The organism is Paenibacillus sp. FW507-14B1B (assembly GCF_058781425.1).
This window is the reverse complement of the sequence record NZ_JBYSWS010000001.1, coordinates 1,210,408-1,226,787: the sequence shown is the minus strand read 5'-3', so window position 1 is coordinate 1,226,787 and position 16,380 is coordinate 1,210,408. Positions and strand designations below refer to the sequence as shown.

Sequence of the window (16,380 nt, the reverse complement as noted above, 5' to 3'; positions counted from 1 at the left end):
CTAGCAGAGAGATCAAGAGTTTTGCATCTACTAACAACGTAGTATAACTATGTTAATTATTAATTATTAATTATTAATTATTGGGCCGTCACCACAGATGAGACTAGTAAAGGAAGTGAACACGGTTCGAACAATAACGAAGAAGATATTGATATGGATGTTTGTCATTGGAACACCGGTATTCATAATTTTTTATCATTGGCCGAAGGAAATATCCCGAACCTATTCTGCGATGGAGTATAGGGATGACGAATACAGACCCGTTAGCTTAAAGCTGGATCTTACGATAAAAAAGAAGCTGTTCTCAAAACATTTAATCGATGGTTCGATTGAAATTGATGGAAGTGAATTTGAAGTATCGAATCACTTAGTTTTTACGGGGAGAGAAGAGACGAATGACGGATCCATGAAAATTGCAGACACAAGTAATCCTTTAAAATCTATTAAGGATCATTTATTTGGTGATACCTATGAATTCGGACGAAGAGTTATCGGATATAATGGCTTCACATTTACGGAAGGCGAATCAATGACCATAGTTATAACGAAAGATTTTAAGTATTTGAGTGCGTTCAGAACGGACGGAGAAAATAGTCCATTAAATTATATAGCACCGGCGAACAATATGAACGATGTGAAAGAAGTATCACAAATTTTATTCTCACTTCCCTGAACTCGCTGAAGACCATGTCAAAGGAGTAACTATGAACAGACTCATTGTAAGTTTATTGATCGTCATTCTGATTACAGGATGTGCCGGCAAAAATGAATCAACTCAAGAAGAAGATGATATGAATCGTATATATTCCATAGAGTTAAATTCGATTGAGCCTGAACATGTAGATAAGGTATCAACGTGGCTAGATAAATCTCGTATTGAAGCCAAGGAGAAGCAGTATTTTCTATACTCTGTTAAAGATGATAGCAGTGAATATTCCTATGAATATGTTTACGGAAAGGGCTTTACAGATTACGAAGTAACACTAATTCATTCGAAGAGTCAATCTAACCAACAAGGCTCGATTCATGTTACAGGACTTTCATGGAATGATACAGGAGATAGCTTCGTGAAAATTAAATACAGGGATAAGTCCATCGACATGATCGCTCTGTCAGATATACCAATAGCAGAGAAACTAAAATAATGGGGGGTATTCTTCATGAGTAGAAATCATTTCATTATTACAGGAACATCACGGGGGATCGGGGAGCAATTGGCCAAGATGTTACTGGAGAATGGCGACGTTGTCCATGGTATCTCGAGAGGGGCTTCACATGTTCTTAGTGAGTATGAGAATTACACGCATCATCCATTTGATTTAAGTCAAATATCCGGTATACAAGATTTGCTTCAACATATCTTCAGTCTAATGGATCTTAGTAATTCGGAAATGATATGTCTGATCAACAATGCAGCGATGCTTGAACCACTGAAGACAATAGATAAGTGTACACCAGAAGAGATTAACTTGAACCTCCAAACCAGTCTAATCGCCCCGATCGTGTTGACATCTTGTTTTATAAATCAGACGAGTGAAATGCTGATAAGGCGAAAAATCATCAATATTTCTTCAGGATCAGGCTCTTATCCAGCTCCAGCGATGAGTGTATACTGTACTGCAAAAGCTGGAATCAATATGTTTACTGCCTGTGTTGGAGCAGAACAAGCGAATCAGCTATTCCCTGTCGAGATTGTTGCTGTTGATCCAGGCATGGTAGAAACGGAGCTACAAATGATCGCTAGAGGAAAGGCTGATGAACAATTTGAGATGGCAAAATATTTTCGACAAGCACATGATACAGGTCAGCTACTCTCAACCGAGACGTTAGGAGAGCATTTACTGCGTATCATTGAGAAGAAGATCGAACCTGGAAAGCTTGTCGCGTATAGTGATATTTAATCTTTCGAAGCGAGTGATACTATTCTAATGAAAGAAAACATAGGAATCAGCAAGAAAGAACAGTCTTTTCTTAATAGATGGTCGGTTATTAGAAAAAAAGGGAAGCTCCGTTATATCATAACCAGAGGGTTAATACACGGACTTTCACTATTCTCAGTATGGTTCATAGTCACATTAGTAGAGATTCAAATGTCTGAATACAAACAGGCTTTATATACTCCAGAATATTTAATGAAGAGAAGTATGGCGTGGTTAATAACATATGTACTCATTGGTCTGGTCATTGCGCAAGGTAGCTGGAAGGCGAAAGAAGACAAGTTTAGATACCTATCCTAATCAGTTAAGAGAAAAATCCATCCGGCTTAGTGGTTGAGTCACCTGTAACTTCATTCCATAAGCCGTTTGGATAGTAATTCTTAATCGGGATGGATTAAATGAGCTCCACCATTTTGATATAGTTGGCATTCTGGATAAGGGACAGCAGTTGTTTCATATCGTATTTCACAGGCAGCTTCACCGTTAAATTCAGGATAAGATCGGCCGTTTCACTCCTTTTCTCTGCGTGGAAATGCAATACGGTTACACCTTTCCTATGTAGCAATTCCTGAATATAATCAACTGAACCTGGTTCGTTGTTCATGATAATCGTGATTTGTTCGGATCGAGGTGAGCTAAGCCATCCATTTCCACTGTGTAGCAGCATCTGGGCTACTACAATCAGAATCGTCACACCTATCCCTACTTCGTAAAGTCCAGCAGCTATTGCCATACCTATACCCGCAGTTGCCCATATGCCAGCAGCGGTGGTTAGGCCCTTCACGGTTTGTCTCTGCATGAATATCATACCTGCCCCAAGAAATCCGACTCCACTTACAACCTGAGCAGCAATCCGTGATGGGTCAAGTGCAATATCACTGTTTCCTATAATGTCTTGAAAACCATATTTGGATATCACCATCATTAATGATGCGCCGATAGCTACCACAAAATGAGTTCGGATTCCGGCTTCCTTCATTCGGCTTTTACGTTCATAACCAATAATCAAACCACAAATGCCTGCAATAAGTACTCGAAATAAATAATGGTATTCGATGATATTCGCCTCCTCATAAACAGTCTTCATAGAAATAAGTGACATTATATCATACAAGGCTAAAGGGATAAAAATACGCATGTATTACGCATATCGTAACTTCCATTTGGGAATGAGCCATTTATGTGGTACGATTTTAGAGAATAATTCTTAATGATACATAGAGAGCAGGTTTATCTTGAATGACAGAAAATAGACAACAACGCTACCGCTTCAGTAATGCACCCATATGGGATTTGCAGCGGGCTTATTACGAAGAACAAGGCACAAAGGCATGGAATAATGATCAGGTTCCGCAATATATAACCAGTAACCCGATGATTGCTACTGCTTATGCAGAAATGATATTTGGATTTCTAAGAGATCAAGCTGACAAAGGTGAAGTAACAGAAACGGTAACAATCGTTGAATTGGGAGCAGGAGCGGGACGTTTTGCATTTCATGTGCTCCATAAGCTGTGTGAACTGAGAGACTTCGCAGGAATACAGTTACCTCCTTTCCGTTATGTTGTCACTGATTTACCCATTAAAAATGTAAATGCTTGGCGCGAACATCCAGCGTTCCAACCATATATTCATGAGGGGATCGTTGACTTTGCTCGGTTTGATGCTGTACATGATACGGAGCTTAACTTGGTTGTATCGGGACTCACCATTAAACCGGGCGATTTGAAGCAGCCACTGCTGATCATCGCGAATTATTTCTTTGATGGGATTCCACAGGAACTAATTTATGTTGGTGATGGTCATATTTTTGAAACGGATGTGCTGGTGGAGACTCCTCCTGAAGCGGAGTCCTTGAAGCCTTCAGAAGCACTTAGTCTATTGAAACTGAATTATGAGCATCGCAGGGCACCTGAATATGAAGCAGATGATTACCCGTATCGTGATGTAATCGCCTATTATCAGCAGGAACTTGAAGATTCACACATTCTATTTCCTCATGCTGGACTTGTATGTTTGGAGCGATTGAATCAACTATCTCAGGCAGGTTTTCTACTGCTTACGGCAGATAAAGGTGACCACCTTATCGAGGATTTTAAATTCGCTGAACCACCTGAATTAATTCGTCACGGTAGTTTCTCATTTACAGCCAACTATCATGCACTTAAACATGTGTTTGAGCAGAGGGGGGCAGAGACTCTATTCACAGCCCATCACTATAAGAATATTAATGTTGGCTGTATATTTATGCTGGACAAGCCAATGACCTATACGAATACCCGCCTCTCCTTCCGGCAGTTTATTGAACGCTTCGGACCCGATGATTTCTTTAGTATGAAGGAATGGGTAGACCCGCGTTTAGAAACGATGGGACTGCAGCAAATTTTGGCGTTTTGGCGTCTAGGTGGGTATGATGCAGAGTTCTTCATCCAGTGTGCAAAAAGGATCTCAACTCTAATTCCTGAAGCTTGTGATGAAGAATTGCAGGATATTAAAAGAGGCATACACATTATGTGGTCATCGAATTATGAAATGGAGCAGCGTTATGATCTTGCACTGGACGCAGGGCTACTATTGTTCGAGATGGATATGTATGTGGATGCGATGCAGTTCCTTGCAACATCTGTGGAAACAGACGAAGATGAGCCTGTCCCGACCGTTCTTTATTGCCTGGCTATATGCTGTTATGAGCTTGGTTTGGATGAAGCGGCGCTGGAATATACACGTGAAGCGCTTGTTCTTGAACCAGGACATGAAGAGGCTTTGGCTCTGCTGAAGTGTTTTGAGTAAGCGAAAATTTTCTTAAACAAAATAGTACAAACATACGACCGAAGTCTAGGATAAGGATATCTAGGGTTTCGGTCGTTTTTTCTATGTATTCCTCAGATCTGACGCTTGAAAGGTTCTTTAAGGTAGATCACGAATTAAATATAGATCTGAACCTAATATATTGCTCACAAAAATAATTTTGAGACCCCCCCAACCTTTTAACATTTCAACACACTATTTATTTGATAGGAATTTCTGAAGGGTAATTGCAGGAGGCGACAGATGAGGCACTTAAGTCAGAGTGACAATGCAATAGCAGAAATAATCCGGCCATTCATTAAACCCATCTTCGGGTTTGCAATGAACCGGGTAAAGCAGCGGATAGAAGCAGAAGACCTGGCACAGGAGATCCTGTTACAACTACTTAAATCGATCTCTTCAGGGGCGAATATTCAGAACATGGATGCCTATGTCTGGACCATCGCCAGGTATACTTGGGTCAACTGGTTGAAAAAGCGTACGCACGTGCCCCAATCGATTGAGGTCAATGGGATGTCTGAATGGCTGCTCGATCATCAGAAGGAGCCTCTTGAACAACTGATTGAAATTGAGGCTTACCGGATACTGCGCAGGGAAATCGCGTTTCTATCGGACATTCATCGCCGAATCGTTGTTCTCCATTACTATGAGGGCCTAAAGCAAATTGAAATTGCAGGCATTCTTGGTATTCCTGTGAATACAGTGAAATGGCATCTGAGTGATGCCAAGAAGGAATTGAAAAAGGGGATGAAACGTATGAGAACAACGGGTGTTTTAAGTGTAAATCCAATTAAATTGAATGGTACTGGTCACTCCGGTACACTCGGGAAACTTGGTGAGACAAATGATTTCCTTGGACGCACCTTGGCTCAGAATATCGTATATGCAGCTTATCATAAGGCAATGTCTATTCATGAAATCGCTCAAGAATTAGGGATGCCACCGTCTTTGCTTGAAGCTGAGGTTGAGCATTTGAGTGAATACGGCTATCTCATTGAAGTTGTTTCAGGAAAATATCAAAGTAATACGATCATCTGGGATACAACCCCTGAACATATTGAAGCTGGGCATCAGCATTATAAAAATTGTGCTGCTGAAATTGCTGATTTACATTTTGAAGCATTAATGAACATTCGCAAGGATATTGAGGAAAGTGGGGTGTATTTCCCGGATCAAGACTTTAACTTCCTTCTCTGGACTTTACTGCCCAAGAACATCGAAGAACAGTCATGGCGAAGTCGCCCAGCAGAAGTAAACTTTCACACCGTTGCTCCAATGAGGAAGGATGGAGGCCAGTATATTGCTTATGCAACTCTAGAAAAGAGCAAACAACCGGAGTTAACCTTTGATCCACGCAATTATGATATTTGTGGTTCGATGACTCGATATCAGGAAGGTAGCTCCCTATACTTATGGCAACTTAATACACATTGGAGTGACCGGGAAGGTTGGCGGGATCTTCATTATAAAGATGTAGAGGTTTGCAGTCAGTTTTGGAATGGGGGATTACCCGACGACGAATCTCACCGTGAGCACTATGCTTTTCTTCTTGAAAAAGGTTATATCCGAAAATCAGAAGGGAAATATCGTTTTAATGCCGTTTGGATTGATTCACTTGAAACTCTTCAACGTTTAAATCGAGTTATGCCGGACTTGTCTAGTCTTTATACACCAGCGGTTACTAAGCTGTATGAGAATATGCTAGAACTGAGTATTCTAAACCAACCGAAACATCTGGAACCACAGATTGCTCATTTAGTACATGGGAGAGTCTGTGGGGGAATATTGACCGCCTATGTACTGAAGCATCTTGTGGATAATGGAAAGCTGCAAGAACCGCTATCACATCAGAAAAAGACGATCACTACCTGGATGGGTCCGGTTAAGTAGAACAAAAATCTCTTAGAAAGTAAAACCATTTTTTGTATGGCCTTACTTTCTCGAAGGGGTTCTGGACCATGATGACGAAGATTAGATAAGCTCCGAAAGTATGAATGCAGATTCATGCTTGGATCTTATAACAACCATTTAATAATATCGGAGGAATTAAAGACCAATGAACATATCATATATCCGATACGAACCTTTCAGTGAACAAGATTATAATGCCGCCAAAGAATTATTACGTACTGACATCGAAATGGGACAAGACATCCTTCTTGTACTTGAGGAATACCCGGAATTATTTATTACTGTGCTGTATGAAGATAAGCTTGTTGCGCTTGCCCAAGTAAACGAACCTGGACCACAGTCGTATTTAACCGTGTTCGTGGCTCCACAGTTTCGCAGGCAAGGAATCGGATCAGCAGTTGTAAGGTATGGTGAGAGCATATTACGAGCTGGTGGAACTCAAAAAGTCAGAAGCTCCTTTTTTGCCGGTCGTCCTTCGTCCGTTGCGTTTGCACAGAGACTTGGCTATGCCTCTTATTTCTCCTCGGCTTATATGCAGCGAAACGGCGACCCCTTTCAGATCGAGAAGCTCCCAGTAAGGATGTATACGGACGAAGATTATCTTCCAAGTCAATCAATGTATGCTACAGCTTTTCATGAAATGCGCGTCCGTGTGGGTAGATTTCCTGATTCTGTGATTGCAGAGCCTAGTGAAAATGAGCGGCAAGCTTGGAAAGAGAATGCTAAGGACTATTTCGTATACGAATTAAATGGGGGAATAGTAGGGTTTAGCCATATTCATGGCAATGAGATTAGTAGTGTTTCTATACGTACAGACGCTCAGGGGCAAGGGATTGGAAGAAAATTTATGAAGTACTTATGCAATGAGATCTATCAGCGCGGATACGAAACGGTCAAGCTTTGTTGCGTCATCGGAAATGATAATGCCAGAAGTCTCTACGATAGCCTTGGATTCAGGGAAATGTATATTAAGGACATGATGGTAAAAATGTTGTGAGATTAGATGACAGATTTAATTAGGGACATGGAATGATATGGGCTGTGCAAATGGATGATGTACTCACCCTGCAATAGTTGAACTGAATTAATCGGATGTCTTGAAAAATATCTTGCTACTCTTAGAAAGAAGGGAGGTCGTTGGGATGAATGTGCTGGAAAATTTAAATAGGGCATTAGACTATATTGAACAGAATTTGGAGAACGAAATCGACGAACACGAAATAGCAAGGCGTGCGTATTGTTCGGTTCACCATTTTAAAAGAATGTTCTCCTATCTGGCAGACATTTCACTTCAAGAATATATCCGCCGTAGACGTCTAACGCTCGCAGCATTGGAATTACAGAATAGTGCTGTGAAAGTGATTGATATCGCCATCAAGTATGGATATCTTTCACCCGATGCATTTACACGTGCTTTTCAAATTCAGCATGGAATCACACCAGCAGAAATGAGACTGACGAACCAATCACTAAAAGCATATCCCCAAATGACCTTTCGCTTATCTATTGTAGGGGGCGAGCCGATGAAATTTAGAATTGAGAACAAGGAAGCTTTTCAAGTGATCGGGATTACCAATCGAGTTACACCGATTGAAATGGGTGAACACCCTGGTGTCGAGCAAGTGTGGAGTTCAACAGATCCTAACACGTATGCCGAGCTGATATCACTTAATAACGTCGAACCATTTGGAATTCTTCATGTGGATGTAGGAGAAGGGGTGGGACGTAGGAAGGGCGATTACAATTACTATTTCTCAGTTGCTTCAACAGAGTCATGTCCGGTCAAATTCTCTCGGTTATATGTACCGAGTATGACCTGGGTAGTCATTGAAGTGAAGGTTCCTTGGGAACCAGAGAAATGGAAGCAAATTTATGGAGAATGGTTCCCTTCCTCAGGTTATGAGCAAATTGAAGGTCCTACGATACAGGTTGGACCAGAAATCCAAGTAGGTGTAGAGAAGCAGGTATTTACCGAAGAAGTTGAGGTCGAATATTGGATACCTGTTAAGAAGGTCCGGTAGAAGAATTTAATAAAACATTAAAAAAACTCGTCCTATGCCTAGAAAGCACTGGACGAGTTTTTACTACTATATAGCTTCAATTAACGATTTACTTGATCTGGTTTTACTTGTAGGTGGACATGAATAATAATCATGGTTTGATCATCCTTTTTGTCTTGTGTACTTTAAAACTCGCGAATATGTTGAGCAATCGTATATTTGATGTGGGCTTGCTTCGGGCCACCATCCCATAAGCGGGTAATGGCCACACTAACGATGTTTGCGACTTTCTGGAAGGAGAACTGATTTACTTCAGCGACATGGAATTATTTCCACGTCGTTACCGTTTCAACAGGCAGGCGGTAGGTTTGGAATCCCTCGCTAGCTGCTTTCCCGATGGAGATGAGCATGATTGGAATGTAGCGCTTTTCATCAAGACCCAATGCATTTGCGATTTGATCCTTCTCGTAGCCGCCAATAGGGTTGGTATCATAACCATGTGCACGTGCAACAAGCATGAGCTGCATGGAGACGAGACCTGCGTCGAGGATGCTTGTTTCTCGAATTACAGTCTCGGGCATAGCTGCGTACATCGGTTTGAATGCGTTCAATTGATACTCTTTTATGTCAGCAGGCATGTAGCCTAGTTCAACCGCTTTACCATAAATCTCTTCGGCATAATCAAAATTATTCATATCTGCAAAGACAGCAATGACTGCTGATGAACTTAATACTTTATCTTTGTTGAATTTAGCGAGATCGCCAAGCGCTTTTTTTCCTTCTTCGCTATCAATAACGACAAAACGCCAAGGTTGCATGTTGATAGAAGATGGTGCAAGAGTAGCCTCTCCTAATATCTCTGTCATTTCCTCACGGCTTATTTTTACACTTGAATCATACGTTTTGATGGAACGGCGTCCATACACGATTTCGTTGAAGTCGTTTGTTTTTTGATATTTACTCATATTTATCCCTGCTTTCTTGGTTGTTAAATAATATTTGATGGGTCAATGATTGATATGTCAATTAATATAATGCAAGGATAGGTGTAATTGCAACTCGGAAATGAATGAATACACGTGAAATAATAAATATTTTTCCATATCCAAATCTATCTGAATGACTAACAAATTCAAGAGCCATACAGGAACGAATCATCCAGAATAGAGTGGAATTTTTAATTATATTGGATATAATTACCTATAATATCTTCATTCTTTTTGATAGTTTTTGTGTGTAGAGGTAGCAGGGGAGGGAATCATGACCAAACATCAATTGATACTAGATATGGCCGGTGTGCTAGTCACTAACATGTCCCCACGTTATTGGGAAGAGATCGCTGAATTAGATAACGCTACGAATAAAGATCTCAAGACGATGTTCAAGGTACATCTAAGGGATAGTTATTGGTCAGGAGTTTTACCTGAAGAGGCTTTCTGGGATTGGCTCCGTAAGGAGTGTCCAAATGTCGAGATCGCTGCGGCTAAAACGATGCTGTCTAAGCATCTTCAGACCATGCCAGCTTTTGAACGCATCCCTGAATGGAGTCATTTAGCTGATGTTCACCTGATAAGTAATCACCGTGAAGAATGGTTGACCCCGATATTAAAGCCTTTGGCTCCCTACTTACACAGCGTAACTGTATCAAGTAATGTAGGGTGCTGTAAGCCTCAAGCTGAGATTTATGAGCTAGTACAATCGAAATTAGACCGGAATCGTCCAGTCACTTTTGTAGATGATCAACAGAAGAACTTGAAGCCTGCTCAGGATTTGAGATGGAATACGGTGATAGCAGACCGAGAGGGACGATGGATAGAGCATGTGGAGTTTATTCTAGGTAATCGTTGATGTGGAGGGGAACGTATGGCAGTACAATTCGGGGATTATGTGATCAGTACAGATAAGACGCGCTTAAACTATGAAACGATCCATTCGTTAATAGGTGGGAGTTATTGGGCGAATAATAGACCCAAAGAGCGAATGAATCGGGCGATTGAAACCTCTCTTTGTTATGGAGTGTATCACGGGAATCGACAGATTGGATTTGCAAGAATTATTACAGACTGGGCAACGACATACTGGCTGTGTGATGTGATCATCGACGATGAATATCAAGGACAAGGGATCGGCAAAAAACTGATCGAAACGATCACCACAAGCGAAGATCTTAAAGACTTATCCGGGTTTCTAGGAACAGCTGACGCTCATGGGCTGTATGAGCAATATGGCTTTCAGCGGAACGCTGACCGTTTTATGGTACGTCGTCCACAGTAGAGGACAAGTCTATCAACGTTGCTGCATGAAAGACCAGGTGTTCAAGAGCACCTGGTCTTTTCATATATATTTTCTTTTCTTACGATGTTCTCGAAGAATTTGAAAGGGAGCCATAACCATGGAATCTTTTGAACTCTTCGGGTGTCATGCCTTCTAAGCGTTTAAATACGGTGCAGAAATAACTCGGATGTTCGAACCCGGAGTGCTTAGCAATTTCTCGGATTTTCTGATGTGGTTCCAGAAAAATAAGTTGTTTACTAAGGTTAATCCGCTCCCTATTCACATATTCCATAGGTCTCACGTTCATCGCTTGCTTGAATAAATAGCATAGGTATTGAGGAGTCACATTGGCCTTTGCTGCAAGCTGCTCGATGGTGATCTGGTGCTGGCAATGCTGTTTGATGTATTGGATCACCGGCTGTAGCCGCTGAACACTCTGATGTATCGTATGTTGACTCGTGTTTACACGCTGAGCCAAATCCAGAAGAAAGTTATAGATCAGCTTAGAGCAGCGTAAATCCATATATGAATCTTCTAATGAAGCTGCTGTAATGATTGCGAGTAGATCGGCCTTCATGTTATCAAAATCCGTAATATCAAACACATCTGATTGCCGGACCCCTGCTAGGTCGAGTAGTGGACCACATTGAGATCCTTCCATTGAGAGGAAGATGACGCTCCAAGGCTCGCTGACTGCATGATAATGATGAGGTTCGTCTGGAAATAGACAGATCGCTTGTCCTGCTCTTGCCTTCTTCACTTGCCCATCTACATAGATGACGCCTTCACCCGACAGAACAAACAACCATTGATAAGAGGAGAAGCCGCTTGGTCTTCGTACAGTCTCCTGATTCTTCCACTGGCCCGTTATCGTAAGATAGACGGGAAGTCGCTTGGTTGAATCGGTAATTAATCCGAAATAAATGGAATCGATCATCTCAACCGCTCACTTTCATATTTTTATATCATCATGAATATTGTTTAATAGAAATAAGAAATTCCTGACTCTATAATATGAATATAGTAATAGAATACACCATTTACATAAAACTATCGAACAGGAGTGACACCACTTGAACAAACAAAAGCTAGCTTACCAGCCCCCTTCAAATGGTTATCCCGAATGGAATAATAATCCGGAGACTTTCCAATTGAACCGTATGGATGCTCATTCAACTATGATTACTTACGATTCTTTGGAAGAGGCTTTAGCAGGAAAGTTGGAGCAGTCCCGTAGCTACTGTTCTTTGAACGGAATGTGGAAATTTGCATGGGCGGAGAATCCTACTAGCCGAATCGTTAATTTTTATGAACAAGATTATAACTCCGACGGGTGGGCCGAAATCCCGGTACCATCACATTGGCAGCTGCAAGGATACGATTATCCGCATTATACGAATGTGATTTATCCTTGGGTTGAGCAAGAGGATCTAAAACCTCCTTATGCTCCGACGAAATACAATCCAGTCGGCTCTTATATCCGCACGTTTACGGTGCCAGAAGATTGGAAGGATCAGCCTGTATTTATTAGCTTTCAAGGGGTTGAATCCGCTTTCTATATTTGGCTTAATGGAGAACTTGTAGGATACAGTGAGGACTCCTTCACACCGTCTGAATTCGATCTGACGCCGTATCTTGTTCCTGGTGAGAATAAACTTGCGGTGGAGGTATACCGCTGGAGTGATGCAAGCTGGCTAGAAGATCAGGATTTCTGGCGGATGAGTGGGATTTTCCGGGATGTATACTTATTTACGGCTCCGGATGTTCATATCTATGACTTCCACGTTACTGCTGGATTAGATCACAATTATGAACATGGCTCACTATCTGTTAAATCTCGCATACATAACTACAGTGAAACGGATCATAGCAGCGTTACTCTGGAAGTTCAACTGTATGATGAGGAACATAAATCGGTTTGGGCGAGTGCTCTGTCTGAGCAAGTTTCAATCGGTACGAAGCCGGAGGAAGTGTTGGAACTTGGGGCTGAGGTAAGTACACCTAAGAAATGGAGTGCAGAGTTTCCTCACCTGTATACACTTGTCCTTGAGCTTAAAGATCAGGATGGTCAGACGGTACAATATATTAGCTCAAAGGTTGGTTTCCGTTCTTTTGAAATTAAAGATGGTTTAATGAAAATAAATGGGGAAACCATTGAGTTCAAAGGTGTAAACAGACACGAGTTCTCTCAGACGAAGGGGCGGGCAATCGGTGAAGAAGAGATGCTGGCCGATATCAAGCTCATGAAAGCATATAATATTAACGCTGTGCGGACCTCACATTATCCGAACCATCCGAAATGGTATTCGCTTTGTGATGAGTACGGATTATATGTGATTGATGAAGTGAATCTGGAGACCCACGGAACTTGGACCTACGGGCAAAAAGAATTGGAAGATACCCTGCCAGGCAGCAAGCCTGAATGGCGGGAGAATGTGCTGGATCGTAGTAAATCCATGTTTGAGAGGGATAAGAATCATCCGTCTATCGTGATTTGGTCTCTTGGTAATGAATCATTTGGCGGGGATAATTTTATTCATATGTACGAGTACTTTAAAGAAGCAGACCCATCACGTATCGTTCATTATGAAGGTGTGTTTCATTATCGTGCTTCAGAGGCAGCATCAGATATTGAGAGCCAGATGTATACGCATGTCTCAAACATTGAGAAGTATGCAAAGAGCAATCCGCAGAAGCCTTTTATCGTATGTGAGTACAGTCATGCTATGGGGAACTCTTGTGGTGGGTTAAGCACCTACTGGGAGTTGTTTGATCGCTATCCGGTGCTCCAAGGCGGCTTCATCTGGGACTGGATCGATCAGGCAATTCTTACGCGAAATGAAGATGGACAAGAGTACCTGGCTTATGGCGGAGATTTCGGGGATTCCCCAAATGACGGAACGTTCTGTGGAAATGGATTGATTTTTGCAGACCGTACGGTGACCCCGAAAATTTATGAAGTGAAGAAATGCTATCAAAATGTTAGATTTTCCGCGATTGATTATGATCAAGAGACGGTAAGCATCTCGAATCGGAACCTGTTTACGAATCTGGCTGACTATGATTTACAATGGAACGTTTTAAGGAATGGACAGCCTGTGGCTAAGGGAGTCCATCAGGTTGATATTGCACCTGGTGCTACAGTAGCTGTCGGGATTTCGGAGGCACTAGCGGCTTGCTCCGGTGGAGAATTCAGTGATGAATATGTGTTGACTCTTAGCTTTGTGTTGAAAAAAGAGCAATTATGGGCTGATAAAGGCCACGAGGTAGCCTTCGAACAATTTGTATTAAAAGTAGGCGACGATGCAGAAGTTATAAACAAGGACAAGGATTCTAAAAAACCAGTACAAATCACGGAACAAGATGCGCTTATTAGCGTAAGTGGTGATGATTTCTCCTTGAAGTTTGATAAAGCGACAGGCGCTCTGACATCGTACATGTATGCAGATACAGAGTTTATGAAGCAGGCACCGGCTCCTAATTTCTGGCGTGCATTGATAGACAATGACCGCGGGAACAATCTGGAGGAGCGTAGCGGTGTATGGCGTACGGCAAGTGCGGAAAGAACACTGAAGAACCTAACCTGTGAGCAGGGTGCAAATCTCGTGACTATTCAGGTGGAGTACTCGTTACCAACATCACCGGAGTCTACTTGTACATTGACCTACATCGTAAATGGAGAGGGAGCAGTGCATGTACAGCAAGAGCTAACTCCAGGTACGGATTTGTCAGAAATCCCTGAGGTGGGGATGATGTTCGAGCTGGATGGATCCTTTGATACGTTGACTTGGTATGGAAAAGGACCATTTGAGAACTATTCAGACCGGAATACAGGTGCGAAGATAGGACTTTATTCTGGATTGGTCAAAGATCAATGGGTTCCATACCTCCGCCCGCAGGAATGTGGGAACAAAACAGAGGTGCGTTATGCTTCCATTCATAACAACCAAGGGCTTGGAATGGAAATTCAAGGTCTGCCGAAGTTTGAATTGAACGTACTTCCATTTACACCAATGGAGATTGAGGCTAGCGATCATGCCTATAAACTTCCAATATCAGATAGAACCGTTGTACGCGTAATGAGCCAGCAAATGGGTGTTGGTGGTGATGACAGCTGGGGATCGAAGCCACATCCAGAATATACATTATATGCAGATCGAAGCTATCGTCTATCCTTCTCATTTAAAGGAACGAAGAAATAAGAAGTTTAGATCTGATTATGGAGCAGCATCCGTATTGATTATTAGGATGCTGCTCTTTTTGTATTCGAATGACACGGTGAACGAAGCTCCTTGAGATTATACATATAGGGAGTATTGAATTATCTGTGACATGTCGTAATTTTATATATGGTTTGTCGTATACTTCTACTAAAAAAATGATTCGTGATGTGATACCTTTATAGGTGAATGTCAGGATATTATATATCGGGAGGTAAGGCGAAGTGAGCATTAGAATCGGCAAGATTAGCTACTGGCACGTTCATGCATGGGATTACACAAAACAAGCGCAGGAGCATGATGATACAGACATCGTTGCAGTTTGGGACGAAGATCCGGTTCGCGGAAAGAAAGCTGCCGAGAAGTTGCAAGTTCCTTTTTATGATCATTTAGATGACATGCTTGCTCAAAAAGATATCGACGCAGTCATTGTTGATGCACCTACGAATAGACACCGTGAGGTTATGGTCGCTGCTGCTAAGGCAGGTAAGCATATTTTCACTGAGAAGGTGGTTGCACCTACGCTCGCGGAAACCAATGAAATTGTGTCTGAAACCGAGAAGCAAGGAGTTAAGTTAACAGTCTCGTTACCCCGCTTAAATGACGGTTATACCTTAGCTGTTCAGGACGTGCTGAGACAAGGACTGCTTGGCAAAGTTACATATGTTAGAGTTCGCCTTGCTCATGGTGGAGCTCTTGCCGGCTGGCTTCCCGATCATTTCTATAGTTTGGAGCAATGTGGTGGTGGCGCCTTGATCGATCTAGGATGTCACCCGATGTACTTGACCCGTCTATTCCTTGGAGAAGAAATTACGGGTGTAAGTGCAAATTTCGGTTATATCACAGGTAAAGAGGTTGAGGATAACGCTGTTGCAACACTTCAAACCGCATCAGGAGCGATCGGTGTTGTAGAAGCCGGCTTTGCGAACAGTCATTCACCATTTACCATCGAGATTCACGGTACCGAAGGAACTTTATTGTTCGGAACACCAGAAGAGAAGCTTCTGCTGAAAACGAACCTTGCTAAAGATGAGACACCGGCTTGGACAGAGATCCCGGTATTCGATTCTCGTGAGAGTGCATTCCATCAGTGGGTTAGTCACATCCAGAACGATACAACCGCTGACGATAATATCGCTATGGCTGTTGAGTTGACCAAGTTAATGGAAGCTGCGAATCGTTCAGTTGCAGAAGGAAAAGTAATCAAGCTGGAAGAATTACAAGCATAGA

The 16,380-nt window shown here is 42.0% G+C and carries 15 protein-coding genes; 12 read left to right on the top strand and 3 right to left on the bottom strand.

Annotation, left to right across the window (positions count from 1 at the left end):
• Nucleotides 1-97: 97 nt before the first annotated feature.
• The 4 genes from AC3WJJ_RS05850 to AC3WJJ_RS05835 are packed head-to-tail and all read left to right on the top strand — an operon-like array spanning nt 98 to nt 2,237.
• Nucleotides 98-673, top strand: a complete 576-nt coding sequence (locus AC3WJJ_RS05850) for a hypothetical protein (protein WP_492538791.1) — start codon at nt 98-100, stop codon at nt 671-673.
• Between the two features lie 31 nt (nt 674-704).
• On the top strand, nt 705-1,145 hold the full coding sequence (locus AC3WJJ_RS05845; RefSeq protein WP_492538789.1) for a hypothetical protein: 441 nt from the start codon (nt 705-707) through the stop codon (nt 1,143-1,145).
• 15 nt (nt 1,146-1,160) lie between these two features.
• The gene (locus AC3WJJ_RS05840; RefSeq protein WP_492538787.1) at nt 1,161-1,901 is read left to right on the top strand and encodes an SDR family NAD(P)-dependent oxidoreductase; all 741 of its coding nucleotides are present in this window, start codon (nt 1,161-1,163) and stop codon (nt 1,899-1,901) included.
• Nucleotides 1,902-1,928: 27 nt separating this feature from the next.
• Nucleotides 1,929-2,237: a hypothetical protein gene (locus AC3WJJ_RS05835; protein ID WP_492538785.1), complete on the top strand. Its 309-nt coding sequence runs from the start codon at nt 1,929-1,931 to the stop codon at nt 2,235-2,237.
• A 94-nt stretch (nt 2,238-2,331) separates the two neighbouring features.
• On the opposite strand, the gene AC3WJJ_RS05830 is transcribed toward AC3WJJ_RS05835, so the two are convergent.
• Complete coding sequence (locus AC3WJJ_RS05830; protein ID WP_492539604.1) at nt 2,332-3,024, bottom strand: MgtC/SapB family protein; 693 nt, start codon at nt 3,022-3,024, stop codon at nt 2,332-2,334.
• 152 nt (nt 3,025-3,176) lie between these two features.
• On the opposite strand from AC3WJJ_RS05830, the gene AC3WJJ_RS05825 reads away from it, so the two are divergent.
• The 4 genes from AC3WJJ_RS05825 (at nt 3,177) to AC3WJJ_RS05810 (ending at nt 8,677) form a co-directional block, all read left to right on the top strand.
• Nucleotides 3,177-4,727, top strand: a complete 1,551-nt coding sequence (locus tag AC3WJJ_RS05825) for a tetratricopeptide repeat protein (protein ID WP_492538783.1) — start codon at nt 3,177-3,179, stop codon at nt 4,725-4,727.
• 261 nt (nt 4,728-4,988) lie between these two features.
• A complete protein-coding gene (locus AC3WJJ_RS05820) occupies nt 4,989-6,635 on the top strand; it encodes a sigma-70 family RNA polymerase sigma factor (RefSeq protein WP_492538781.1) in 1,647 nt (548 codons plus the stop codon).
• A gap of 166 nt (nt 6,636-6,801) precedes the next feature.
• The gene (locus AC3WJJ_RS05815) at nt 6,802-7,653 is read left to right on the top strand and encodes a GNAT family N-acetyltransferase (RefSeq protein WP_492538779.1); all 852 of its coding nucleotides are present in this window, start codon (nt 6,802-6,804) and stop codon (nt 7,651-7,653) included.
• 145 nt (nt 7,654-7,798) lie between these two features.
• Nucleotides 7,799-8,677 (top strand): AraC family transcriptional regulator, encoded by an 879-nt coding sequence (locus AC3WJJ_RS05810; RefSeq protein ID WP_492538777.1) that lies wholly within the window; start codon nt 7,799-7,801, stop codon nt 8,675-8,677.
• Nucleotides 8,678-8,982: 305 nt separating this feature from the next.
• On the opposite strand, the gene AC3WJJ_RS05805 is transcribed toward AC3WJJ_RS05810, so the two are convergent.
• On the bottom strand, nt 8,983-9,621 hold the full coding sequence (locus AC3WJJ_RS05805) for a nitroreductase family protein (protein WP_492538775.1): 639 nt from the start codon (nt 9,619-9,621) through the stop codon (nt 8,983-8,985).
• 295 nt (nt 9,622-9,916) lie between these two features.
• Here AC3WJJ_RS05805 and AC3WJJ_RS05800 point away from each other — a divergent pair, with 295 nt between their 5' ends.
• Together AC3WJJ_RS05800 and AC3WJJ_RS05795 are read left to right on the top strand one after the other, a co-directional pair.
• A complete protein-coding gene (locus tag AC3WJJ_RS05800; RefSeq protein WP_492538773.1) occupies nt 9,917-10,504 on the top strand; it encodes an HAD-IA family hydrolase in 588 nt (195 codons plus the stop codon).
• A 15-nt stretch (nt 10,505-10,519) separates the two neighbouring features.
• A complete protein-coding gene (locus AC3WJJ_RS05795) occupies nt 10,520-10,930 on the top strand; it encodes a GNAT family N-acetyltransferase (RefSeq protein WP_492538771.1) in 411 nt (136 codons plus the stop codon).
• 79 nt (nt 10,931-11,009) lie between these two features.
• On the opposite strand, the gene AC3WJJ_RS05790 is transcribed toward AC3WJJ_RS05795, so the two are convergent.
• A complete protein-coding gene (locus AC3WJJ_RS05790; protein WP_492538769.1) occupies nt 11,010-11,867 on the bottom strand; it encodes a helix-turn-helix transcriptional regulator in 858 nt (285 codons plus the stop codon).
• A 136-nt stretch (nt 11,868-12,003) separates the two neighbouring features.
• Here AC3WJJ_RS05790 and lacZ point away from each other — a divergent pair, with 136 nt between their 5' ends.
• Together lacZ and AC3WJJ_RS05780 are read left to right on the top strand one after the other, a co-directional pair.
• Entirely contained in the window at nt 12,004-15,132 is a 3,129-nt protein-coding gene (lacZ, locus tag AC3WJJ_RS05785) for a beta-galactosidase, LacZ type (RefSeq protein WP_492538767.1), read from the top strand.
• A 242-nt stretch (nt 15,133-15,374) separates the two neighbouring features.
• A complete protein-coding gene (locus AC3WJJ_RS05780; RefSeq protein WP_492538765.1) occupies nt 15,375-16,379 on the top strand; it encodes a Gfo/Idh/MocA family protein in 1,005 nt (334 codons plus the stop codon).
• The last annotated feature ends 1 nt before the right edge of the window (nt 16,380 follow it).